This is a genomic window from Streptomyces sp. NRRL F-5650 (assembly GCF_000721365.1).
GTDB classification, from domain to species: Bacteria; Actinomycetota; Actinomycetes; order Streptomycetales; family Streptomycetaceae; genus Streptomyces; species Streptomyces ardesiacus.
Genome location: NZ_JOGV01000003.1, coordinates 275954 through 299144, shown reverse-complemented (window position 1 = coordinate 299144; position 23191 = coordinate 275954). Strand labels below are relative to the sequence as shown.

At 72.6% G+C, this 23191-nt stretch carries 15 protein-coding genes; 7 read left to right on the top strand and 8 right to left on the bottom strand.

Features of this window, described 5'->3' with window-relative positions:
* Positions 1-62: 62 nt before the first annotated feature.
* From IG88_RS0105825 to IG88_RS0105800, 6 genes are all read left to right on the top strand, one after another.
* Positions 63-6989, top strand: a complete 6927-nt coding sequence (locus tag IG88_RS0105825) for a glycoside hydrolase domain-containing protein (RefSeq protein ID WP_031035707.1) — start codon at positions 63-65, stop codon at positions 6987-6989.
* Between the two features lie 153 nt (positions 6990-7142).
* Positions 7143-8120 (top strand): HAMP domain-containing sensor histidine kinase, encoded by a 978-nt coding sequence (locus IG88_RS0105820; RefSeq protein ID WP_031035705.1) that lies wholly within the window; start codon positions 7143-7145, stop codon positions 8118-8120.
* Between the two features lie 290 nt (positions 8121-8410).
* Positions 8411-9856, top strand: coding sequence for an MFS transporter (locus IG88_RS0105815; protein WP_031035703.1), 1446 nt, complete (start codon positions 8411-8413; stop codon positions 9854-9856).
* A 103-nt stretch (positions 9857-9959) separates the two neighbouring features.
* Positions 9960-11009: a YihY/virulence factor BrkB family protein gene (locus IG88_RS0105810; RefSeq protein WP_031035701.1), complete on the top strand. Its 1050-nt coding sequence runs from the start codon at positions 9960-9962 to the stop codon at positions 11007-11009.
* Positions 11010-11063: 54 nt separating this feature from the next.
* Positions 11064-12128, top strand: coding sequence for a lipoate--protein ligase family protein (locus IG88_RS0105805; protein ID WP_031035699.1), 1065 nt, complete (start codon positions 11064-11066; stop codon positions 12126-12128).
* 132 nt (positions 12129-12260) lie between these two features.
* Positions 12261-12920 carry a hypothetical protein gene (locus tag IG88_RS0105800; protein WP_031035697.1) on the top strand — a complete coding sequence of 220 codons (660 nt, stop codon included), beginning with the start codon at positions 12261-12263 and terminating at the stop codon, positions 12918-12920.
* On the opposite strand, the gene IG88_RS0105795 is transcribed toward IG88_RS0105800, so the two are convergent.
* The 8 genes from IG88_RS0105795 to IG88_RS0105760 all read right to left on the bottom strand — a co-directional run bounded on the left by IG88_RS0105795 (position 12917) and on the right by IG88_RS0105760 (position 22168).
* Positions 12917-14446, bottom strand: a complete 1530-nt coding sequence (locus IG88_RS0105795; RefSeq protein ID WP_031035695.1) for an NCS1 family nucleobase:cation symporter-1 — start codon at positions 14444-14446, stop codon at positions 12917-12919. The two genes, IG88_RS0105800 and IG88_RS0105795, sit on opposite strands and share 4 nt — an antisense overlap.
* A gap of 109 nt (positions 14447-14555) precedes the next feature.
* Complete coding sequence (locus tag IG88_RS0105790) at positions 14556-15578, bottom strand: TIGR03842 family LLM class F420-dependent oxidoreductase (protein ID WP_031035694.1); 1023 nt, start codon at positions 15576-15578, stop codon at positions 14556-14558.
* Positions 15579-15589: 11 nt separating this feature from the next.
* On the bottom strand, positions 15590-16993 hold the full coding sequence (hydA, locus tag IG88_RS0105785) for a dihydropyrimidinase (protein ID WP_031035692.1): 1404 nt from the start codon (positions 16991-16993) through the stop codon (positions 15590-15592).
* 34 nt (positions 16994-17027) lie between these two features.
* Entirely contained in the window at positions 17028-17870 is an 843-nt protein-coding gene (locus tag IG88_RS0105780; RefSeq protein WP_031035691.1) for a nitrilase-related carbon-nitrogen hydrolase, read from the bottom strand.
* 114 nt (positions 17871-17984) lie between these two features.
* Positions 17985-19604, bottom strand: a complete 1620-nt coding sequence (locus IG88_RS0105775; protein WP_031035689.1) for a PucR family transcriptional regulator — start codon at positions 19602-19604, stop codon at positions 17985-17987.
* Positions 19605-19637: 33 nt separating this feature from the next.
* The gene (locus tag IG88_RS0105770) at positions 19638-20921 is read right to left on the bottom strand and encodes an aspartate aminotransferase family protein (RefSeq protein ID WP_031035687.1); all 1284 of its coding nucleotides are present in this window, start codon (positions 20919-20921) and stop codon (positions 19638-19640) included.
* Positions 20918-21760 carry a nitrilase-related carbon-nitrogen hydrolase gene (locus IG88_RS0105765; protein ID WP_031035685.1) on the bottom strand — a complete coding sequence of 281 codons (843 nt, stop codon included), beginning with the start codon at positions 21758-21760 and terminating at the stop codon, positions 20918-20920. Before IG88_RS0105765 ends, IG88_RS0105770 begins: the two co-directional genes overlap by 4 nt.
* 156 nt (positions 21761-21916) lie before the next feature.
* Positions 21917-22168: a helix-turn-helix domain-containing protein gene (locus IG88_RS0105760; RefSeq protein WP_031035683.1), complete on the bottom strand. Its 252-nt coding sequence runs from the start codon at positions 22166-22168 to the stop codon at positions 21917-21919.
* A 97-nt stretch (positions 22169-22265) separates the two neighbouring features.
* Here IG88_RS0105760 and map point away from each other — a divergent pair, with 97 nt between their 5' ends.
* Positions 22266-23042 (top strand): type I methionyl aminopeptidase, encoded by a 777-nt coding sequence (map, locus tag IG88_RS0105755; protein WP_031035681.1) that lies wholly within the window; start codon positions 22266-22268, stop codon positions 23040-23042.
* The last annotated feature ends 149 nt before the right edge of the window (positions 23043-23191 follow it).

Here is a 23191-nt window from a genome sequence, read left to right as displayed (position 1 = left end):
GGGGCGCTCGCTCCGGTTGCCGCTTGACAACGTTGTCCCACAGGGAAGGGTCCGTGCTCGTCATGCCCGACAGATCCAAGAGACCGCCGATACGGCAGGCCGGGCCCCGCGCCCTGCGGTCCACGGTCGCCGCGGTGCTCGCCGGGGCGCTCGGCCTCGCCGCGCTGACGGGCGGCGGCACCGCCGTCGCCGTGCCCGTCGCGAAGACCTCCGCCGCGGCCGGCACGGCGACCGGCGGGACCGACTACACCGAGCTCGTCGACCCCTTCGTGTCCACCGCCGGCGACTACGGCAACGACCTCCCCGGCGCCCAGGCCCCGCACGGCCTCGCCAAGGTCAACCCGATGACCACCCCGGACCGCAACCACTCCGGGTACGACTACGACGAGGACCACATCGCCGGGTTCACCGCCACCAACCTGGACGGCGTGGGCGGTTCGGGCGGCGGCGGCGACCTGCTGGTCGTCCCGACCTCGCAGCAGTACGACAGCCGCCCGGCACCGGGCAGTTACGCGCACCCGTACAGCCACGACGACGAGGCCGCCTCCCCCGGCTCCTACCGGGTGGGACTCGGCTCCCCCGCCGGGACCATCGACGCCGAGACGACCGCGACGACCCGCACGGCGCTCCAGCGGTACCGCTTCCCCGCGGGAGCGCGGCCCCAGCTCGTGCTCGACCTCGCCAACAACTTCACCAGCCGCACCCGCGCGACGCTGGACGCGACGAAGCTGAAGGACGGGACCACCGCGCTCAGCGGACTCGTCGCCGGGTCGTTCAACGGCGCCTCGTACCGCCTGTACTACTACGCCACCACCAACGTTCCCGTGACGTCGCTGCGCAGTTGGGGCGAGGACGGCACGCTCGGCGACGCGACCGCGCGGAGCGGCACCGACACCGGCGCGGTCCTGGGCTTCGACCCGGCCGACGGCGACGACGTCGAACTGCGCGTCACCCTGTCGCCGGTCAGCGCCGAACAGGCCGCCGTCGACCAGCACGAGGAGGTGGCCGGCCGCAGCTTCGAGGACGTGCGGGAGCGGACGAGGGCGGACTGGAACCGCACGCTGGGCGCCGTCGCGGTGAAGGCGTCGAAGAAGGCCGACCCGGACTCGACGCTGACCAAGCAGTTCTACACGCACCTGTACCGCATGTACGCGCTGCCGGTGAACGCCACCAGCACCAGCGGCACCTACCGCGGTGCCGACGGGGCCGTGCACGAGGCGAACGGCTTCACGTACTACGACGGCTGGTCCACCTGGGACGACTTCCGCAAGTACTCCGTGGAGGCCTACATCGACCCGGTGGCGTACCGGGACATGGTGCAGTCCGCGATCGTTCTCTTCGCCGACGCGCACGCCTCGGGCAAGGGCCTCGGCAGCCTCACCCACTCGGTGCCGACCGTGCGCTGGGAACGCTCGGCGGTGGTGATCGCGGACGCGCTGTCGAAGGGGTTCAAGGACTTCGACCGGCTCGACGAGGCGTACCCCGCGCTGAAGTCGTACACCGGCCACTACACCGGGACCGAGCTGCGGCAGGGGTACGTCGCCGGTGATCCCGGTACGACGGTCCAGCGCGGCTACGACCAGTGGGCGCTGTCCGTGATCGCCGACGCGCTCGGCGAGGACGCGGACGCGGACAAGCTGCGCGAGCAGGCGACCATGGCGATCGACCACCTGGTGAAGCCGGGCGCCTGGACGGCGGCCGACGGCACCGAGGTGGGGCTGCTCACGCCGCGCGACGGCAAGGGCGACTGGCAGGACGTCGACCACGAGAAGTTCGAGGAGGCCCGGCTCTACCAGGGCACCCTGTGGCAGTACCACTGGTACGACGCGTACGACATGGGCGGCCTCATCGAGGCCATGGGCGGCGAGAAGGCCGGCCGGGCGGCGATCCGGCACATGTTCGGCGAGGACTCCGACGCCGACGACGGCTCGACGATGCTGCACTCCAACGCGAACGAGATCGACCTCCAGGCGCCCTACCTGTTCAACTACGTCGGCGAGCCCGCTCTGACGCAGAAGTGGGTGCGGGCCATCTACACGGACGAGACCTGGAACCGCTACATCGCCACGGGCTCCACGGACGAAGCCCCCAGCTCCGGCGGCGAGTTCCGGCCGCCTGTGAAGACCAGGGCGTACGAACTGGCACCGGACGGCTTCCTGCCGACCATGGACAACGACGCCGGCACCATGTCGACGATGTTCGTCGCCGCCGCCCTCGGGCTGTTCCCGGTGACGGCGGGCTCCAGCCAGTTCCAGATCGGCAGCCCGTTCTTCGACTCCACGACGATCAGCTACGCCAACGGCGCCACGTTCACCGTGAAGGCCGACGGCGTCTCGGCGCGCGACTACTACGTGCAGGGCGCGAAGCTCAACGGCAAGCGGTTCTCGAACACCTGGCTCGACTACGCGCAGATCGTCGCGGGCGGCACCCTGGAGTTCGACATGGGCTCCAGGCCGTCGTCCTGGGGCTCCCGCACCGAGCCCGCGTACTCGCTGAGCACCGACACCGGCGACGGCGGTGACGGCACCGGCCCCGGCAACGGCACGACCGTCGTCTCCGCCCGCCCGGAGACCGTCGGCACCGCCGCCGACGGCACCGTCGGGGCGAGCATCGGGCTGCGCCTGTCCGGCAGGGCGTCGTTCACCGCGCGACCGGGGACCAGCCTCACCGGGACCGGCGCGGCGAGCGTGACCGGCCTCCCGGAGGGGGTCGAGGGCGACCTCCGGGTCACCGGCAGGCGCACGGCGTCGCTGCGGCTCACCGGCACGACGAGGACCGACGCGCGGCTCGGCATCGTCTTCGGCGACCGCGCCTTCCCGCGCGGCATTCCGGCCTCGACGGTGACCGGGGCCGGCGTGTCCGTGACGGACCCGCTGCTGCTCTCCGCCGCCGCGGTGCACCGGGGAACCCTCGGCTCCCTCGTCGACGACGCGTCCCTCGTGCGCGAGGGCAACTACTCCGACGGCTCCTACGGCCTGTTCCGTACGGCGCTGGAACGCGCCCGGACCGTCCTCGCCGACCCCGACTCGCCCACCGGCACGCTCATGGCGGCGCACGACGCGCTGCGGTCCGCGATCGACGCGCTCACCCTGGACGAGGGCGGTTACGCCGTCCTCCAGGCGGAGGACCCGGACCGGATGGAGGGTCCGAGCCTGGTGAAGGAGGCGTACTACTCGGACGGCGACCTCGGCGGCGTCACCGAGGGCGCCTGGGAGCAGTACACCGGCCTCGACTTCGGCGGGGTCGCCCCGCGCAGCCTGTCCGTGCGCTACGCCAACGCGCAGGCACCGACCGCGGAACCGAGCAGCGTCGACGTCCACGCCGGTGACGCCGACGGACCGGTCGTCGCCACCGTCTCCCTGCCGGGGACCGGCGGCTGGCAGTACTACACCACGGTCCGGGCGGCCGTCACCGACCCGCGGGCCCTGCTGGACGCGGCGGGCGCGACGTTCGTGTTCCACGCCCCGTCGGGGCGGCAGTGGGTGTCGAACTTCGACTGGTACCAGTTCTCGCCCGAGGACCCCGCCGCGTCCTCCCCGGTCACGACCCTGGCCACCCTCACCACGGCCAACGCCACGGAGACCGGGGACGGTTCGCTTCCCCTGAAGCTCTCAGGCGGCGTCTTCGAGAACGTGACGAACGGTGCCTGGGCCCGGTGGCGGGACACCGACCTCGGCGACGGTGCCGACACCCTCTCCGTCAGCTACGACAAGCCCCGCTCCCGCGCGGCGCCGGACTCGCACATCGAGCTGCGCCTGGGCGCGAAGGACGGTCCGGCGGCCGTCGGCATCCCGCTCGAGTACACCGGCTCGGGCTGGGGCACGGTGGCCACCACCAGTGTCCGGCTCGACCCGGACGTCTTCGGCGGCGTCCAGGACGTGTTCGCCGTCTTCGTCTCCAGCACCCAGACCGACGCCCAGCCCTACGTCGCCAACGTCCACTCGCTCACCCTGACGCGGCAGGCGGACGCCCCGGTGGTGTTCGACGCCACCGCGTTCCGCGGCAGCAGCGGGGGCGGGCTCAAGAGCGAGCCGGCCACCTGGACCGGCGCGGGGTCGGCCACGAGCCTCGGCGGCACCTACGACGGCGCCTGGCTCGACTACGGGGACGTCGACTTCGGCGACTCCCCCAAGAACACGCTCACCCTCACCTACGTCAACAACTCCGCCCGGTGCGGCACCGGTTCCGCCGTCCAGCTCTACCTGGGTGCCTTCGACGCGGACGACCCCGGCACGCCGTACGCGACCGTTCCCCTGCCGGTCACCGGCGGTTCGTGGTCGTCGGGAGGGACGACCAGCCTGACCCTTCCGGCGCCGGTCACCGGCACGCACGCCGTGCACCTGCGGCTGACCACGCACGCGGACTCCTCCCACCCGTACGTCGCCAACCTCGGCCAGGTCACCTTCGCCCACGTCCGGGCGCCCGCGGAGACGGACCTGTCCGCCCTGCGGAAGGCGGTCGAGCAGTACGCGGGACTGTCCGAGGACGCGGACCGGTACGGCACCGTCGACTTCGGGGTGTTCCGGCGCGAACTGGCCGCCGCCCGCGACCTGCTCGCCGCCGGCGACGCCACGCAGCTCGACGCGGACCTGCGGACGCGGAGCCTGACCCTGGCCGCCAACCAGTTGGTGCCCCTGCCGCGGCTGCGGCTGGAGAACCTGGTGGCCACCGCCTCCGCCCTCGCCGACGAGCGCTACACGCAGGCATCCTGGAAGGCGTTCACCGCCGCACTCACCGCGGCGAGGACGGCGTTGTCGGACGACACGGCCACGGACGGCACGCTCACGGCGCGCCACACGGCCCTCGACGGCGCCATGCGGGCGCTCACCACGAAGCGCACAACCGTGCCGGGCGCACCCGGTGCCGTGTCGGCGGCCTCCTCCGGCACCAGTGTGAAGGTCACCTGGTCCGCCCCCGGGGACGACGGCGGTTCACCGGTCACCGGCTACGAGGTCACGCTCAGCGGCGGTCACCAGGTCGAGATCGCCGACCCGGACAGCCGCAGCACGGTGCTCGCCGGGCTCAAGGACGGCACGTCGTACTCGGCGCGGGTCCGCGCGGTCAACGCCCTCGGCGACTCCCCCTGGAGCGCGCCGACGCAGCCCGCCGTCACGGGTGACAACAGGCCCCAGGCACCGACCGTGACGGGTGTGGTCACCGACGGCAAGCGGGTCCGGGTGAGCTGGCGGCCGGCCGGGGACGGCGGCTTCCCCGTCCTCGGCTACACCGTGGCGCTCGACGACGGAACCACCGCGCACGTGCCCGGCACCTCCGGCACGGCGCTGCTCACCACCGCGGGCCGGGCGAAGGCCCACACCGCCACCGTGACCGCGGTGACCCTGGCCGGCGACTCCGGCGACTCCGGCGACTCCGGCGGCTCCCCGGGTACACGGGCCGCGGCCACGGCCGGGTCCGGCGCCGCGGAGTACGAGCCGTCCCCCTTCCCGGACGACGTGCTCGACGCCGCCTACCCGTCGGACGCCTGGCCCGCGACCGACGACGGGAGCGACTGGTTCACCCGCCTCCTCAGCGGCTTCGACGACCTGGGCCCGGGCACCCTGGGCGCCAACAAGAAGTACAGCGAGGGCACTTCGGCCACGGCGGAGAACGACACGATCACCGTCGGCATCAACAACGCGGCGACGCGGGAGCAGGTCGGCCGGGCCGAGGTGGACGCGTCGCACAGCGCCACCGTCACGATGGCCGACGGCCTCGGCTCCCGGCTCGGCCCGCTGTACGCCGCCGCCCTGGAGGAAGGCCGGCTGCCCAAGACGAAGGCCCTGTTCTCCCGCGTCACCGAGAACCTCGACACCCACGACGCGGCGAAGAACCACTACCAGTACCTGCGGCCCTACGTGCGGCTCGGCTTCGCCGGGGACGGCGGCGCGGTCTACGAGTCGCAGGACAGCTCGTACAGCGGCCTCGCGGGCCAGGGCTCCTACCCGAGCGGCCACACCTACGGCGGCTACGAGGCCGGGACGATCCTCGCCACGCTGCTGCCCGACCTCGCCCCGTCGATCCTCGCCCGCACCTCGGAGTACGGGGACAACCGGATCGTGCTCGGGTTCCACTACCCGCTCGACGTCATGGGCGGCCGGATGACCGCGCAGGCGACGGTGGCGCACCGCTGGGCCGACCCCGGGTTCGCGGAACTGCTGCGGCAGGCGCACACCGAGATCGAGAGCGTGCTGCTCGCGCGGTGCGAGGAGGAGGGCTACGGCGCCACGCTCACGGCCTGTGCGGGCGATCCCTACGCCGGGCTGAGCACCGCGCAGGACGTGGACCTGTACACGCGGCGCCTGACCTACGGGTTCTCCCGGACCGGCACGGGCGGGCAGGCCCTCGACGTGCCGGCCGACGCGGCGGCGCTGCTGGTCACGGCCTTCCCGGACCTCACGGCCGAGCAGCGCGCCCAGGTCCTGGAGCAGACCGCGACGGACTCCGGGTACCCGCTCGACCTCACTGCCTCCGGAGGGCCGGGCTGGCAGCGGATCAACCTGGCGGCGGCGATGGCGGCCGACGTGCGGGTGAACCCCGACGGGTCGGTCACCGTGACCGGCGTGACGGACGCCACGAAGGCGAGCAGGGCCGACGCCTCCGCGATCACCGTGGGCGGGGTCGCGCTGGACGGGTTCGACCCGGACGTGAGCACGTACGTCGTGGACTGGCCGCAGCACGGGAGGATCCCGTCCGTCGGCGCCGAGGCGGCCGGGCCGGGCGCTCGGGTGAAGGTGACCGACGGCAGTGACACGCTCTCGTCGTCCCGCTCCCGGCTGACCACCCGCACGATCACGGTGACCTCGGCCAACGGCGCGTACACCCGGACGTACACGGTCGGGATCCGGCGGGTCGCGGACCACCGCCCCGGCTGGTGGACCGCGTCCGGCGGGTACGGCGGTGACGGTGGCACGGGCGGCGGCGGTCTGTGGTCGCCGGCCCGGGAGTGGGAGGCGACGCGGGGCCTGCCCCGGGCCCACGGGGTGAGGTGACCGGTCCGTCCCTCCCCCGACCGCACCACCCTCCCCTTGACCGGCGGCGCCGGTCAAGGGGAGGGTCCGGGGGCTCAAGGGGGTGTCCGGGGGCGGACGAAATGGGTGCCGGAACCGATGGACTGCGTGCCGCGTGTCGCCGACGCTGCTGCGGTGCCCTTGTTCTGGAGAATCTCGCTGTTCAACTCGGTGGTGCTGATCGCCGCGACCGCGTTGCTGCTGGGACCGGTCACCGTGTCGACGCCCGTGCTGCTCACCGAGGCCGCCATCCTCACCGCGGGGCTGGTGGTGATCCTGGTCGCCAACGTCGTACTGCTGCGCATCGGTCTCGGCCCACTGCGGCAGCTTGCCCGCGCCATGACGACGACGGACCTGCTGCGGCCGCGGGTCCGGCCGAAGGTCGACGGCGACGGCGAGATCGCCGAGCTGATCACGACCTTCAACACGATGCTCGACCGGCTGGAGGCCGAACGCGCGCTGAGCGCCGCCCGCACCCTGAGCGCACAGGAGTCGGAGCGGCACCGCGTGGCCCAGGAGCTGTACGACGAGGTGGGGCAGACCCTCGCCGCCGTGCTGCTGGACCTCAAACGGGTCGCGGACCAGGCGCCCGACGAGGTGCGGGAGCAGCTCGCGCAGGTGCAGGAGACCACCCGGGCCAGCCTGGACGAGATCCGCCGTATCGCCCGCAGGCTGCTCCCGGGGGTGCTGGAGGAGCTGGGGCTGAGCAGCGCCCTGAGGTCGCTCTCGGACGAGTTCACCGGCCCTTCGCTGACCGTGCGCCACGACATCGCCCCCGGTCTGCCCGACCTCGGCGACAACGCCGACCTGGTCCTGTACCGGGTCGCCCAGGAGGGCCTGACCAACGCGGCCCGCCACTCCGGGGCCCGCCTGGTGCAGCTCACCCTGCGACGGGCGGGGGACGCCGTCGAGCTCCGGGTGCGCGACGACGGCCGGGGCTTCGACGGCTTGGACGACGCGGCCGAGGGGGCCGGGATCCGCGGCATGCGCGAGCGGGCCCTGCTGATCGGCGCGGACCTCGCCGTCGGCCCGGTGCGCGGGGGCGGTACGGAGGTGCGGCTGACCGTGCCCGTGGACGACCGGGCCGACCTGACGGCCGACCGGGTCGGCTGACCGTCGGGACGGGAGCACCGTCCCCACCCGCCGGACGGGGAGCCCCGTGGGAACCCTGTCGGGATTTCAGCCTTCCCCCGGCGATCCGTTTGCGGGCGCACCGGTTCCGGGTACGGCGCATACCCGACCGGCGATCGGCGGCCGGTCCCCGCAGCGAGGAGACGGATCACTCATGCCGAGCAGGACGGGCCGCCCCACCGCCGTGGTGACCGGTGGCCCCGCCGGAGCGGGCCGGTCTCCGGCATCGGCCTGACCGTGGACGGCGCCACCGCGCGGCCGGAGGGTGACCGGTGAGGGCGCGCCGACGTGTCGAGGCCGTCGTGGGACGGGCCTCCCGGTTCCTGGGCGGACCCGCCCGGTCCCGGGTCGTCCTCACCCTGGCCGCCGTCCTCGCCGTGGACGGTGCCGACAAGGGCACGGTGTCCGCGATGGCCCCTCAGCTCAAGACCGCGTTCGGCATCGACAACACCCGGATCGGGCTGCTGGTGACGGTGGTGGCGCTGACCGGCGCGGCCTTCACCGTGCCGGTGGGTCTGCTCACCGACCGGGTCCGGCGCACGCGGCTGCTCGCCGTCAGCATCGTCCTGTGGGCCGTGGCGACGGCCCTGGCCGGTGCCGCCGAATCGTACGGATGGCTGCTGGTCTCCCGGGCGGCGCTGGGCGCCGTGAGCGCGACGGCCGGACCCACCGTCGCGTCCCTGGTGGGCGACTTCTTCCCGGTCGGGGACCGGGCCCGCCTGTACGGGCTCGTTCTCGCCGGGGAACTGGTGGGGACCGGTCTCGGCTTCGCCCTGTCGGGCACGATCGGGTCCGCCCTGTCCTGGCGCTTCGCCTTCTGGTGGCTGGTCGTTCCGGCCGCGGTGGCCGTGTGGTTCGTGCGCCGCCTTCCCGAACCGGAGAGGGGCGGGCAGTCCCGCCGGGAGGCGGTCCGGACCCGGGACACCGGTGAACCGGCCGAGCGGGCCGTGCGCCACGCGCGGGTCGCCCCGCACGAGAACCTCGTCCTGGACCGCGACCCGCGCCAAAGGCCCACGCTGTGGTCCATCCGCTACATCCTGCGGGTCCGCACCAATCTCGTGCTGATCCTGGCGTCCGCGCTGGGCTACTTCTACTTCGCCGGACTGCGCTCGTTCGCCACGCTCTACGCCACCCACCGCTTCCACGTGACGACCTCCGTGGCCACCTCCCTGGTCCTCGTCGCGGGCCTCGGCGCCCTGGCGGGGATCCTGGCCGGGGGACGGATCGCCGACCGGCTGCTGCGCGGCGGGCGGGTCGACGCCCGGACCCTGGTGCCGACCGTGTGCATGCTGACGGTGCCGGTCCTGCTCGCCCCCGCCCTGCACGCCACCTCCCTCGCCGTGGCCCTGCCGCTGCTGGTCGCCGGCACGGTGTTCCTCGGTGCGGCCAACCCGCCGCTGGACGCCGCCCGCCTCGACATCCTCCCGCCGTACCTGTGGGGCACCGGCGAAGGCGTGCGGACGATGCTGCGCACCCTGTGCGAGGCCGCGGCGCCCGTCCTGTTCGGCTACCTGTCGACGAGCGTCTTCGGCGGCCCCGGCGGGCAGGAGGGCGCCGGCCTGGAGTACACCCTGCTCTTCTTCCTGCTCACCCTGATCGCGGCCGGCCTCCTCGGTCTGGTCGCGATGCGCACCTACCCCCGTGACCTGGCCACCGCCCAGGCGTCCACCGAGCGGATCACGGCCTCCTCCGCCGGCCCGCCCCGGCGACACGCGTGAGGGGCACGGGCCGGCGGGGCCGCCCCCGCCGGGGGCCGGGTGTCGTGCCCGGCCCGGCGATCACGCGGACCGTAGCCTGAGGACGACACCCTGGGGAGGCGCCATGGACGCCGTACGCCGTCTCGACGACTTCCAGCGGCGGCACCACTGGGTCGGCATGCCGCTGGGCGTGGTGTACAAGTTCGCCGACGACCAGGGCCTGTACCTGGCGGCGCTGATCGCGTACTACGGCTTCTTCTCCCTCTTCCCGCTCCTCCTGCTGCTCGTCTCCGCGCTGACGACGCTGCTGCAGAACGACCCGGCCCTGCGGGAACAGGTGCTCGACTCCGCGCTGCGGAACTTTCCCGTGCTGGGGCACCAGTTGCAGCAGAACATCCACTCCTTCCACAGCAACGGGATCGCCCTGGCCGTCGGTGTGGTCGGCAGCCTCTACGGCGGCCTGGGGGTGGCCCAGGCGCTCCAGCACGCGCTGAACAAGGTCTGGGCCGTGCCCCGGCACGCCCGTCCCAACCCGCTGCTGTCGCGGGTGCGGGGGTTCTTCTTCATCGGGCTGCTGGCCCTCGGGCTCGTCGCGACCACCGGGCTGTCGGTCCTCGCCTCCTCCACGGACGCGTTCGGCCTGTGGACCGGGCTCGGGCCGCGGTCGGGCGCGATCGCCGCCGTCGTCCTCCTCAACGCCGCGCTGCTGATCCTGGTCGTCCGCATCCTCACCCGCAAACGGGTCGGCACCCGCTGCCTGCTCGTTCCCGCAGTCGGGGCCGCCTGCGCCTGGCACGCGCTCCAGTGGGGCGGGGCGTACTACGTCTCGCACTTCCTGAAAGGCGCCAGTGCGACCTACGGGGTGTTCGGTGTCGTCCTGGGCCTGCTCACCTGGCTCTACCTGGCGGCCCTCGTCTTCGTCCTCTCGGTCGAGGCCGCCGCGGTCGGCGCCCACCGGCTGTGGCCCCGGAGCCTGCTCACCCCCTTCACCGACAACGTGAGCCTCACCCACGCCGACCGGCTCGCCTACTGGTCGTACGCCACCGCCGAGAGCTTCAAGGGCTTCGAGAAGATCAGCGTCGCCTTCCACGGCACGCCGTTCACCGGGACCCACCCCGACGACTTCGGCAGTTGGGACGAGCACCGGGGAGACGGCCCCGGGACGGGCACCTGAGCGGTCGGCGGCGGGAGATTAAGGTGGGGAGGACGCGAGGAAGGGAACGAAGCCGTGCATGGCGAATACAAGGTGCCCGGCGGCAAGCTGGTCGTCGTGGACCTGGAGGTCGAGCAAGGGGTCCTGCGCGACGTGACGGTCGCCGGGGACTTCTTCCTGGAGCCCGACGAGGCGCTCGTCTCGATCAACGCGGCACTGGAGGGCGCCCCCGCCTCCACCGACGCCGCGGGTCTCGCGGCCCGTGTCACGGCGGCACTGCCGGAGTCGACGGTGATGCTCGGGCTGACCGCGGAGGGCGTCGGCGTCGCCGTCCGCAGGGCACTGGGCCACGCGACCGAATGGAGCGACCACCAGTGGCAGTTGGTCCACATGGAGCCCCAGGCCCCGGCCCTGCACATGGCGCTGGACGAGGTCCTCACCGCCGAGGTGGCCGCCGGACGGCGGGCGCCCACGCTGCGGGTCTGGGAGTGGGCCTCGCCCGCCGTGATCATCGGCAGCTTCCAGTCGCTGCGCAACGAGGTGGACCCGGAGGGCATCGCGCGGCACGGGGTGTCCGTGGTGCGCCGCATCTCCGGCGGCGGAGCCATGTTCGTGGAGCCCATGAGCACCATCACGTACTCCCTGTCCGTGCCGGAGTCCCTGGTCTCGGGCCTCTCCTTCGCCGACAGCTACGCCTACCTCGACGACTGGGTGCTGGGTGCCCTCGGCGACATGGGCATCAAGGCCTGGTACCAGCCCCTCAACGACATCGCCACCGACGCCGGCAAGATCGCCGGTGCCGCCCAGAAGCGGATGGTCGGACCGGACGGCGGCCCCGGGGCCGTCCTGCACCACGTGACCATGTCGTACGACATCGACGCCGACAAGATGCTCGAGGTCCTGCGCATCGGCAAGGAGAAGATGTCCGACAAGGGCACCAAGAGCGCCAAGAAGCGCGTCGATCCGCTCCGCCGCCAGACGGGCCTCGCCCGGGAACAGGTGATCCAGAACATGATCGCCTCCTTCCGCAACCGCTACGGCCTCGCCGAGGGGCACATCACCCCGCAGGAGATGAGCCGCGCCGAGGAGCTGGCCGCCACGAAGTTCAGCAGCGAGGAGTGGACCGCCCGCGTGCCGTAGCCGACGGTACGTCTGCGTCACCGCCCGGCCACGCACCGAGTTCGCCCTTCCGCCCCACGGGGACTCGTGTGACACTGGCGTCCCGTCCGCAGTGCGGGCCCCCTTCCGCACCGTCCCCACGAGAAGTGCGCCGTGCGTTCTCTTCCTCTGCCGCTCGCCCTGACCGCCCGTCTGGCGCCGGTCGCCGTCCTCGCCACGGCGGGCTGGGCACTGTCGTCCGGGCCGGACACGTCACCGGCCGCGAAGGACGGGACACCGCCGCCCGAGACCACCGGCAAGTCGGCGTCCGCGCCCGCCACCCGGGCACCGGCGAAGACGTACGCCACCGCACCCGCACCGTGCGACGCCCTGGCCGGCAAGACGGTCACCTCGCTGGTGCCGGGTGCCGAGGCGGCCGGCAAGGAGATCCCGTCCACGGACACCAAGGTGCGCCGCACCTGTTCCTGGAACGCGCTCAAGGGATACGAATACCGCTGGCTCGACGTCTCCTTCGAGGTCATGGCGACGGACGAGGCCGCGCAGAAGTCGTACACGGAGCGGGTCGCCGACCGCAGCGGCGGCGGTGAGGTGCCGGGCCTCGGCGACCGTGCCTACTCCGTCGTGAACCTCACCATCGAGGACAAGCAGCAGACCCGCGAGGGCACCGTACTGGTCCGCGCCGCCAACGCGCTGGTGGTCATCACGTACAACGGCAGCGACTTCGAGTCGAAGAAGGCCCCCGGCACCGACGAGATCAACAAGGGTGCCATCAAGGCGGCCAAGGAGGCGGTGGCCGCCCTGCGGGGCGGCTAGGAGCGCGCGGCCGGGCGGGTCGCGGGCAGCAGCATCAGTGCCAGGTGGAGCACCAGGGACGTGCCCAGGCCCACCGCCCAGCCGTAGTCGGCCAGCGGTTCGAGGAAGGGCAGGGGGCGGCCGTCGACCAGGGGATGGAAGTCGGCGCCGCCGACGGCCAGGACGCCGCCGACGGCGAAGGCGAACACGGCCCGCCAGTTCCAGCCCCCGGCGTACCAGTAGCGGCCGCCCCTGCGGTACAGGTCGACGAGGTGGAGGCGGGCGCGGCGCAGGATCCAGTAGTCGGCGATGAGGATGCCGGCCACCGTGCCGAGCAGCCCTCCGACCAGTCCGAGCCAGGTGAAGATGTAGCCCTGCGGGTCGGCGTACAGCTTCCAGGGGAAGATCAGCACCGCCAGGACGCTGGTGATGAGCGCGCCGGTCCGGAAACTCACCCTGCGCGGTGCGACGTTGGAGAAGTCGAAGGCCGGGGAGACCAGGTTGGCCGCGATGTTCACCGAGAGGGTCGCCACCAGGACGGTCACCAGGGCGAAGAGCAGACCCACCACGTTGTCCGTCTTGGCGGCGAGTTGCACCGGGTCCCAGATCGGTTCGCCGTACACCGCCTGCGAGCCGGAGGTGACCATCACGGAGAGGAAGGCGAACAGGGTCATCGTGGTCGGCAGGCCGAGGGCCTGGCCCCGGGTCTGGGCCTTCTGGCTCTTCCCGTAGCGGGTGAAGTCGGGGATGTTGAGGGACAGGGTGGACCAGAAGCCGATCATGCCCATCAGCGAGGGCCAGAACAGCTTCCAGAAGTCGCCGCCCCAGCCCAGCTTCGAGGGCTGGTCGAAGAGCGGGCCGAGGCCGCCCGCCTTGTCGGCCATCCACCACAGCATCACGAAGGCGCCGACCAGGACGAAGGGCGCCGCCCAGTTCTCGAAGCGGCGGATGGTCTCCATGCCCCGGTGGATGATGGCGACCTGGAGCGCCCAGAAGAGCGCGAACGACAGCCACATGGTCCAGGCGTGGCCGCCGAACGTCCCCGCGTTCGTCCAGCCGTCGCCGATCAGCTTGCCGGCCAGGAAGTAGATCGCCTCGCCGCCGATCCAGGTCTGGATGCCGAACCAGCCGCACGCGACCAACGCCCGTACGACGGCCGGCAGGTTGGCGCCCCGGATGCCGAAGGAGGCGCGGGCGAACACCGGGAAGGGAATGCCGTACTTGGGTCCGGCGTGCCCGGTGAGCAGCATGGGGGCGAGCACGATCAGGTTGGCCAGGGCGATGGTGAGCACCGCCTGCTTCCAGTCCATGCCGACCGCGATGAGCCCGGACGCGAGGGTCCAGGAGGCCGTGTTGTGGGCCATGCCGACCCACAGGGCGGAGAAGTTGTAGGTGGTCCAGGTGCGCCGCTCGACGGGGACGGGCAGCAGGTCCTCGTTGGCGTAGGGGCCGCTCGGCGGCGGGGAGCCCGGGGCGAGCTCCACGCGCCCGTCGGGGAGGGTGACTTGGGCGGACGGCGGTATGGCCGTGGGCGCGGTGTCGGTCATGGGCAGGCCAATCATGCGGTGGACGGGAGAGGCCGTGCGGGCGGTGCCGAGGGGGGTGCGCGGGTGCGCCCGGGGCCCGCCCCGGAGTGCGGGGCGGGCGGAGGAGGGGTCAGGCGTTGACGGCCGGGATGACCTTCGTGCCGTAGGTGTCGATCACGGCTTCCTGCGCGTCGTGCATGTCGTACAGCGCGAACTGGTCGACGCCGAGGGCGCGCAGGGCCTTGAGTTTCTCGACGTGCTTCTCGGCCGGTCCGATCAGGCAGAACCGGTCGACGATCTCGTCCGGCACGAACCGGGTGTCCGGGTTGCCGCTGCGCCCGTGGTGGGCGTAGTCGTAGCCCTCGCGGGCCTTGATGTAGTCGGTGAGTTCGTCGGGTACGGCCCCGGTGTGGGCGCCGTACTTGGCGACCAGGTCGGCGACGTGGTTGCCGACCATGCCGCCGAACCAGCGGCACTGCTCGCGGGCGTGGGCGAGGGCCTCGGGCGAGTCGTCGGCGGTGACGTAGGCGGGGGCGGCGACGCAGACCGTCACCTCGGACGGGTCGCGCCCGGCGGCCTCGGCGGCGTCCCGGACTGCCTTGACCATGTACTCGGTGAGGTAGAGGTCGGCGAGCTGGAGGATGAAGCCGTCGGCCTCCTCGCCGGTCATCTTCAGGGCCTTGGGGCCGTAGGCCGCCATCCACACCGGGACTTCGGCGCCGGGTTTGATCCACGGGAACCGTACGACGGTGCCGCCGCCGAGGTCGGCCTCCTCTCCCCTGCCGAGCGCGCGGATGACCTTGATGGCTTCGCTTATGCGGGCGAGGGTGTTGGGCCTGCGGCCGGCGACGCGCATCGCGGAGTCGCCGCGGCCGATGCCGCAGACGGTGCGGTTGCCGAACATGTCGTTGAGGGTGGCGAAGGTGGAGGCGGTCACCTCCCAGGTGCGGGTGCCCGGGTTGGTGACCATCGGGCCGATCTTCAGGGTGCTGGTCTGCGCCAGCACCTGGCTGTAGATCACGAACGGTTCCTGCCACAGCACGGCGGAGTCGAACGTCCAGCCGTGGCTGAAGCCGTTGTGCTCGGCCCGCTTCATCAGCTCCACGACGCGGGAGGCGGGCGGGTCGGTCTGCAGGACGAGTCCGAAGTCCATGGGCACCGCTCCTAGTTCAGGTACTGACAGGTGGCGCGCGGGGTGTAGACGCCGTGGCCCTTGCGGCCGGTGTACTCGCGCTCGGTGACGACCGGTTCGCCGCGCGAGAGCACGGTCTCCACGCGGCCGGTGATCCGCCTGCCCTCGTACGCCGAGTAGTCGACGTTCATGTGGTGCGTCTCGGCGGAGAGGACTTGTTCGGCGTGCGGGTCGTAGACGACGATGTCGGCGTCCGCGCCGGGTGCGATGGTGCCCTTCTTCGGGTACAGGCCGAACATCCGGGCCGGGGTGGCACAGGCGATCTCGATCCAGCGGCGGCGGCCGATGTGCCCGTCGACGACGGCCTGGTGCAGTAGGTCCATGCGGTTCTCGACGCCCGGCATGCCGTTGGGGATCTTGGAGAAGTCGCCCCGGCCCAGCTCCTTCTGCCCGCTGAAGCAGAACGGGCAGTGGTCGGTGGAGACCACCTGGAGGTCGTTGGTCCTCAGCCCCCGCCACAGGGCCGCCTGGTGCTCCCTGGGCCTGAGCGGCGTGCTGCACACGTACTTGGCGCCCTCGAAGCCGGGCTCGGCGAGGTTGTCGGTGGACAGGAAGAGGTACTGGGGGCAGGTCTCGCCGAAGACGGGCAGGCCCTCGTCGCGGGCCCTGGTCAGCTCGGCGACCGCCTCCGTCGCGGAGACGTGCACGACGTACAGCGGGGCGCCGGCGACCTGGGCGAGCCTGATGGCGCGGTGGGTGGCCTCGGCCTCCAGGAGGGCCTTGCGGACCTCGCCGTGGAAGCGCGGGTCGGTCTCGCCGCGGGCGAGGGCCTGCTCGACGAGGACGTCGATGGCGATGCCGTTCTCGGCGTGCATCATGATCAGGCCGCCGTTCCCGGCGGCGCGCTGCATGGCGCGCAGGATCTGGCCGTCGTCGGAGTAGAAGACGCCGGGGTAGGCCATGAACTGCTTGAAGGAGGTCACCCCCTCCTCCACCAGCAGGTCCATCTCCTTGAGCGTCTCCTGGTTCACGTCGGAGACGATCATGTGGAAGCCGTAGTCGATCGCGCAGTTGCCCTCGGCCTTGGCGTGCCAGGCGTCCAGGCCCTCGCGCAGGGAGTGCCCGACGCTCTGGACGGCGAAGTCGACGATGGTGGTGGTGCCGCCCCAGGCGGCGGCGCGGGTGCCGGTCTCGAAGGTGTCCGCGGCGTAGGTGCCGCCGAAGGGCATCTCCATGTGGGTGTGCCCGTCGACGCCGCCCGGGATCACGTACTTGCCGCTCGCGTCGATCACCCGCTCGGCGCTGAACGCCTCGGCCGCGGGGGTGCCGGTCGCGGCGAGGGCGGCGACGCGGCCGTCCTCGACCAGGACGTCGGCGTGGATCTCGTCGGACGCGGTGACGACGAGGCCGCCGCGGATGACGGTACGGCTGCTCATGCTGCTGTTCCCTCCTGTCGGGGGCCCGGGCGGGTCAGGGCGCGGTCAGCGGGGAGTACGCGCCGGGCGCGCGGTCGCGGTAGAACTGCCAGCGGTCGCGGACCTCGCGCAGCTTTCCCATGTCGAGGTCCCGGACGACGAGTTCGGTCTCCTTGTCGCTCGCCACCTCGCCGACGAACCGGGCCTCGGGGTCGACGAAGTAGGAGGTGCCGTAGAAGTCGTTGTCGCCCAGTTCCTCCACGCCGACGCGGTTGATGGCGCCGACGAAGTACTCGTTGGCCACGGCGGCGGCCGGCTGCTCCAGTTGCCACAGGTAGCCGGACAGACCCCGCGAGGTGGCCGAGGGGTTGAAGACGATCTCGGCGCCTTCGAGGCCCAGTGCCCGCCAGCCCTCGGGGAAGTGCCGGTCGTAGCAGATGTACACGCCGACCCTGCCGACGGCGGTGTCGAAGACCGGCCAGCCGCTGTTGCCGGGACGGAAGTAGAACTTCTCCCAGAACCCGTGCACTTGGGGGATGTGCGTCTTGCGGTACTTGCCGAGGTAGGAGCCGTCGGCGTCGATGACGGCGGCGGTGTTGTAGAGGACGCCGGGCTGCTCCTCCTCGTACATGGGTAGCACCAGGACGATGCCGTGCTCGCGGGCGAGGCGCTGGAAGCGCCCGACGACCGGGCCGTCCGGGACGCTCTCGGCGTAGGCGTAGAACGCGGGGTCCTGGACCTGGCAGAAGTACGGTCCGTAGAACAGCTCCTGGAAGCACATGACCTGTGCGCCCTGGGCGGCGGCGTCGCGCACCGCCTGCTCGTGGACCTGGATCATCGATTCCTTGTCGCCCGTCCAGGCGGTCTGGAAGAGCGCGGCACGGATCACTCGGCTCATCTTCGGCCTCCACTCGCTCGGTGTGGCGCTCGGTGTGCGGTGAGCCTAGGAACCGCGGACGGCCGCGATGAGTGGCACGGTGTCACGTCTGCGGGGGTCGGGCATTGCACGGTGTCACCCCTGTTGTGCGTCGTGGGCGAGGAGCGCGATGTGGACGGAGGCGGCCTGCTCGAAGTCGTCGAGGTCGACGCCGAGGCGGCTCTGTATGGTTTCCAGGCGCCGGTAGAGGGCGGGCCGGGAGACGTGGTGGAGCTGGGCGGTGCGGGACTTGTTGCGGCCGGTGGCGAGGTAGGTGCGCAGGACGGGCAGCAGGTCCTGGTCGGGGCCGCGCAGCAGTCCGTCCAGCTCGCGTTCGGCGAAGGACTGCACGTGCGGGTCGTCGCGCAGCAGCCGTACCAGGCCGCGCAGGTGGATGTCGCGCAGCCGCACGACGGGGGGCAGCTCCAGGGCGGCGGTGGCGGAGTGGGCGACGGCCTCGGCGACGTGCTGGGCCTCGCGCAGTCCCGCGGGGACGCCGGCCCAGTCGGCGCGGGCGTCGGCCGCCGCGACCACGGCGCCGGAGGAACCCGGTTCGGCACGCAGCCGGGCCGCGAAGTGGCCGGTGAGCGCCCTGGCGTCCTGGTCGGGGGCGAGGCTGAGCAGGACGGCGACGTGGTCGTCGGCGAGCCGGGCGGCGATGCCCGGCAGCCCCAGCCGCCGCAGCACCCGGGCGGGCCGGGCGGGCTCCGGCTCGCGGACGACGAGGGGGACGAAGAGGCGCCGGTTGACGGGCAGTCCGGCGGCGCGGGCCCGGGGCAGCAGGTGCCGCGCCGGTACGGCACCGGTGACCAGGTCGGTGAGCAGGCTCCGGGCCGACTGCTCCTCCCAGGAGTCCGGGGAGCCCGCCGGGGCTCCCCCGGCGCCGCCGTCTCCGGCCAGCATGCGGTGCAGGACGAGGGCTTCGGCCGCGCGGTCGGCGAGCAGACGTCCGGCGGCCCGTTCGCCCCGGTGGCCGCACAGCACCAGGCGTCCCCAGCGCTCCCCGCGGCAGCTCAGTTCGGCGCGGATCCAGCCGTCGGCGCAGGTGGCACCGGCCTGGCGGGCGATGCGCTCCCAGTCCCGCAGGACGTCGTCGACGGCCGCCCGCTCCCCCGCCGTGGCGAGGACGCGGTGGGCGAGGTTGGTGACGACGACCGGGCAGCCGGCGTGCCGGGCCACCTCGTCGAGCAGGCGCTGCACCGGGGCACCGGCGGTGATCAGGCCGGTCAGTTCGGTGCGCACGGCCTCGGAGAGGCTGACGGCGGCGAACTTGCGGCGCAGCAGCCGGGACTGCACCTCCTCGGTGAGTGCCGCGAAGGGGAAGGGCCGGTGCAGGACGACCAGGGGCAGTCCGCAGCGCTCGGCCGCCCTGCGCATCACGGCGGGCGGCGCGGGGAAGGCGCGGCCGAGACCGAGCACGACGGCGGCGGCCTCGGCGCGGTCCAGTGAGCGGATGTACTCGCTCTGCCGGTCCTCGTCCCCGGCGAGCAGCACCCCCGTGGTGAGGACCATCTCGCCGCCGCTGAGCATCACGCCGACGTCGGCGGCCTCGGCGACGTGCACCCACCGCACCGGCCGGTCGAGCCGGTGGGCGCCGGCCACCACCTCGGGCTGCCCGGCCCGCACCCGCTCGAGACCGAGGACCTGACGGACCGTCAGGGCGGGCTCCCAGGGTTCCCCGGGCTGCCGGTCCGGGAGCTGCGAGGTGGTGGTCATGGCGGCGCCTCCTGGGGCTCGGCCACGCGGCGGTCAGATGCTCCGCAGGGCGCGTTCGAGGATCGCGGCGCCCTCCTCGGCCTCCGCGACGGTGAGGGACATCGGCGGGGCGATGCGCAGGACGCTGGTGTCGTGGCCGCCGCCCTTGCCGACCAGCAGTCCGCCGGCGCGGGCCTCCTCCAGCACGGCGGACGCGGCCTCGGGGGCGGCCTCGTCGGTGCCGGGCCGGGTCAGCTCGACGCCGATCATCAGGCCGCGCCCGCGCACCTCGCGTACGTGCGGCACCTGGGCGGCGACGGCGCGCAGCCGTTCGACGAGCAGGCCGCCGACGCGCCGCGCGTTGCCCTGGAGGTCGTGCTCCAGCAGGTGGGAGAGGTTGGCGAGACCGGCGGCCATGGTGACCTGGGTGCCGCCGAAGGTGGAGATGCTGTTGGCGTCCAGGCAGTTCATGATCTCGGCGCGGGCGACGACACCGCCGATCGACATGCCGTTGCCGATGCCCTTGGCGAAGGTCACGATGTCGGGCGGGCCGTTCCTCCCGTGCGCCTGCCAGCCCCAGAAGTGATCGCCGGTGCGGCCCCAGCCGGTCTGCACCTCGTCGGAGATCCACAGGATGCCCCGCTCGTGCAGCACCTCGCGGAAGGCGGCGTACAGGCCGTCCGGCGGGGAGGTGAAGCCGCCGACGCCCTGGACGGGTTCGGCGATCAGGGCGGCGGGGGCGCGGGTGTGGCCGAGCAGGTCCAGCAGGTCGGCGACGCAGGCGTCGACGAACTCCCGGTCGTCCAGGTGGGCGTAGGGGCCGCGGGTGCGGACGCCGCCGTGGACGTAGAGGGTCTGCAGCGGGGACAGGGAGGTCGGTGACCAGCCGCGGTTGCCGGTGATGCCGACGGCGCCGAAGGAGCGGCCGTGGTAGCTGTTGCGCATCGCCAGGATCGTGTTGCTGCGCCGGTACGCGGTGGCGAGGAGCAGGGCGGTGTCGTTGGCCTCGGTGCCGGAGGTGGTGAAGAAGACCCGGGCGTCGGGGATGCCGGAGAGCTGGGCGACGCGTTCGGCGAGTTCCACCATCGGGCGGTTGAGGTAGAGGGTCGAGGAGTGGACGATCCGCCCGGCCTGCTCGGCGACGGCCTTGGTGACCTCGGGCAGGGCGTGCGCGGTCATCGTGGTGAGGATGCCGCCGAAGAAGTCCAGGTACTTGTTCCCGGCGGCGTCCCACACGTGGCGGCCCTCGCCGTGGGTGATCTCCAGCGGGTCCTCGTAGTAGAGGGCGAGCCAGTCGGGCAGGACGGCGCGGTGGCGGGCGAAGAGGTCACGGGTCACGGCCGCACCAGCCCTTCGTAGGCGTCGGGGCGGCGGTCGCGGTAGAAGGCCCACTGCTGCCGCACCTGGTCGATGAGGTCGAAGTCCAGGTCGCGGACGACCAGTTCCTCCTCGGTGTCGCTGGCCACCTCTCCGACGAACCGGCCGCGGGGGTCCACGAAGTAGGAGGTGCCGTAGAAGTCGTTGTCCCCGTACTCCTCGACGCCGACGCGGTTGATGGCGGCGACGAAGTACTCGTTGGCGACGGCCGCGGCGGGCTGTTCGAGCTGCCACAGATGGGCGGAGAGGCCGCGGTGGGTGGCCGAGGGGTTGTAGACGAGCTGGGCGCCGCCGAGGCCGAGCTGGCGCCAGCCCTCGGGGAAGTGGCGGTCGTAGCAGATGTAGACGCCGACCTTGCCGACGGCGGTGTCGAAGACCGGCCAGCCGCTGTTGCCGGGGCGGAAGTAGAACTTCTCCCAGAAGCCCTTGACCTGGGGGATGTGGTGCTTGCGGTAGGTGCCGAGGACGGTGCCGTCGGCGTCGATCACGGCCGCGGTGTTGTAGTAGAAGCCGGACTGTTCGACCTCGAAGACGGGGACGACGGTCACCATGCCGGTCTCGCGGGCCAGGGCCTGCATGCGGCGGACGGTGGGCCCGTCGGGCACCGGTTCGGCCCAGCGGTAGTGGGCGGGGTCCTGGACCTGGCAGAAGTAGGGGGCGTTGAAGACTTCCTGGAAGCCGATGACCTGCGCGCCCCGCCGGGCGGCCTCGCGGGCGTGCTCCTCGTGCTTCGCCACCATGGACTCGGTGTCGCCGGTCCAGGTGGCCTGGACGAGAGCGGCACGTACGACGTTGGCCATGAGCTGCTCCTTCGACAGGACGTCAGAGCCTCTACGCCCGTAGAGCAGGCCGTAGAGGGACGAACGTAAGCCTGGCCGGAGGGGCTTGCCAAGACCATCGTCGTCAAGGCGCGGTGTCGATCGTGTTTCGCACTCCGGTGGGTGAGTGCGGGCGCCTCAGGCCAGCGCGGGCGCGCACCTGCCCACCAGCTCGTCCATGGACAGCCCCAGGGCGCCGGCCAGCGCGGCCACCGTGAAGAACGCCGGGGTGGGGGCCCGGCCGGTCTCGATCTTGCGCAGGGTCTCGGCGGAGATGCCGGCCTGGGCGGCGACCGCCGTCATGCTCCGCTCACCGCGGGCGGCGCGCAGCAGGCGGCCGAGCTGTTCGCCGCGCTCGCGCTCTTCGGGGGTCAGGGGTGTGCGCACCATGCCGTCATTCTAATACCGGCTTCCCGTACCGGACCCGGCCGTCGCGCACACCGGGCCACGTGACGAACCCAATTCAAATACCGGTATAGTAATTGGCATGGTGGAACTGAAGACGGACTCATCGATCGACGCCATGCACGCGGCCGGACAGGTCGTGGCGCGGGCCCTGACCGCCGTACGGCAGGCCGCGGACGTGGGCGTGTCGCTGCTGGAGCTGGACGCGGTGGCGCACGAGGTGCTGCGGGAGGCGGGCGCGGGCTCGCCGTTCCTCGGGTACCGGCCCTCCTTCGCCCCGACCCCCTTCCCCGGCGTCATCTGCGCGTCGGTGAACGACGCGATCGTGCACGGCATCCCGGACGGCTACCGGCTGCGCGACGGGGACCTCCTCTCCGTCGACTGCGGCGCCCTCCTGGACGGCTGGGCCGGGGACTCGGCGCTCAGCTTCGTCGTGGGCACGCCGCGCCCGGCCGACCTGACGCTGATCGAGACCGCGGAGCGGGCCCTGGAGGCGGGCATCGGGGCCGCCGTCGTCGGCAACCGCATCGGCGACATCGCCCACGCCATCGGCACGGTGTGCCGGTCCGGGGGCTACGGCATCATGGAGGACTTCGGCGGCCACGGCATCGGGCGGCACATGCACGAGGACCCGGGGGTGCCCAACGAGGGCCGCCCGGGACGGGGGCTGCCGCTGCGGCACGGCATGGTCATCGCCATCGAGCCCATGCTGACCGCGGGGGGCCGGGACGACTACCACGCGGCTGCCGACGGCTGGACGCTGCGCACCAACGACGGCTCACGGGCGGCGCACGTGGAGCACACGGTGGCGATCACGGAGAGCGGTCCGCGTGTCCTGACGTCGCGGGACGGTCTGTGAACCGTCCCCCGACGCCCCGCCGGGCCGCCCGGACCTCCGGCTTCCCGGCATGCCCGCCGGAACAGAACGTGTCATGTTGGGCATGACCGCGCCCCGTCCGGGTTACCCGGCCCCGGCACGTCGATCAGCGATGCAGCGGAGGTCCGTAC

Excerpts from the sequence above, each read along its gene's own strand:
- IG88_RS0105760 (WP_031035683.1), bottom strand. The coding sequence starts at position 22,168 with ATGGTGCGCACACCCCTGACCCCCGAAGAGCGCGAGCGCGGCGAACAG.
- IG88_RS0105825 (WP_031035707.1), top strand. The coding sequence starts at position 63 with ATGCCCGACAGATCCAAGAGACCGCCGATACGGCAGGCCGGGCCCCGC.
- IG88_RS0105765 (WP_031035685.1), bottom strand. The coding sequence starts at position 21,760 with ATGGCCAACGTCGTACGTGCCGCTCTCGTCCAGGCCACCTGGACCGGC.
- IG88_RS0105775 (WP_031035689.1), bottom strand. The coding sequence starts at position 19,604 with ATGACCACCACCTCGCAGCTCCCGGACCGGCAGCCCGGGGAACCCTGG.
- IG88_RS0105780 (WP_031035691.1), bottom strand. The coding sequence starts at position 17,870 with ATGAGCCGAGTGATCCGTGCCGCGCTCTTCCAGACCGCCTGGACGGGC.
- hydA (WP_031035692.1), bottom strand. The coding sequence starts at position 16,993 with ATGAGCAGCCGTACCGTCATCCGCGGCGGCCTCGTCGTCACCGCGTCC.
- IG88_RS0105795 (WP_031035695.1), bottom strand. The coding sequence starts at position 14,446 with ATGACCGACACCGCGCCCACGGCCATACCGCCGTCCGCCCAAGTCACC.
- IG88_RS0105790 (WP_031035694.1), bottom strand. The coding sequence starts at position 15,578 with ATGGACTTCGGACTCGTCCTGCAGACCGACCCGCCCGCCTCCCGCGTC.
- IG88_RS0105810 (WP_031035701.1), top strand. The coding sequence starts at position 9,960 with ATGGACGCCGTACGCCGTCTCGACGACTTCCAGCGGCGGCACCACTGG.
- map (WP_031035681.1), top strand. The coding sequence starts at position 22,266 with ATGGTGGAACTGAAGACGGACTCATCGATCGACGCCATGCACGCGGCC.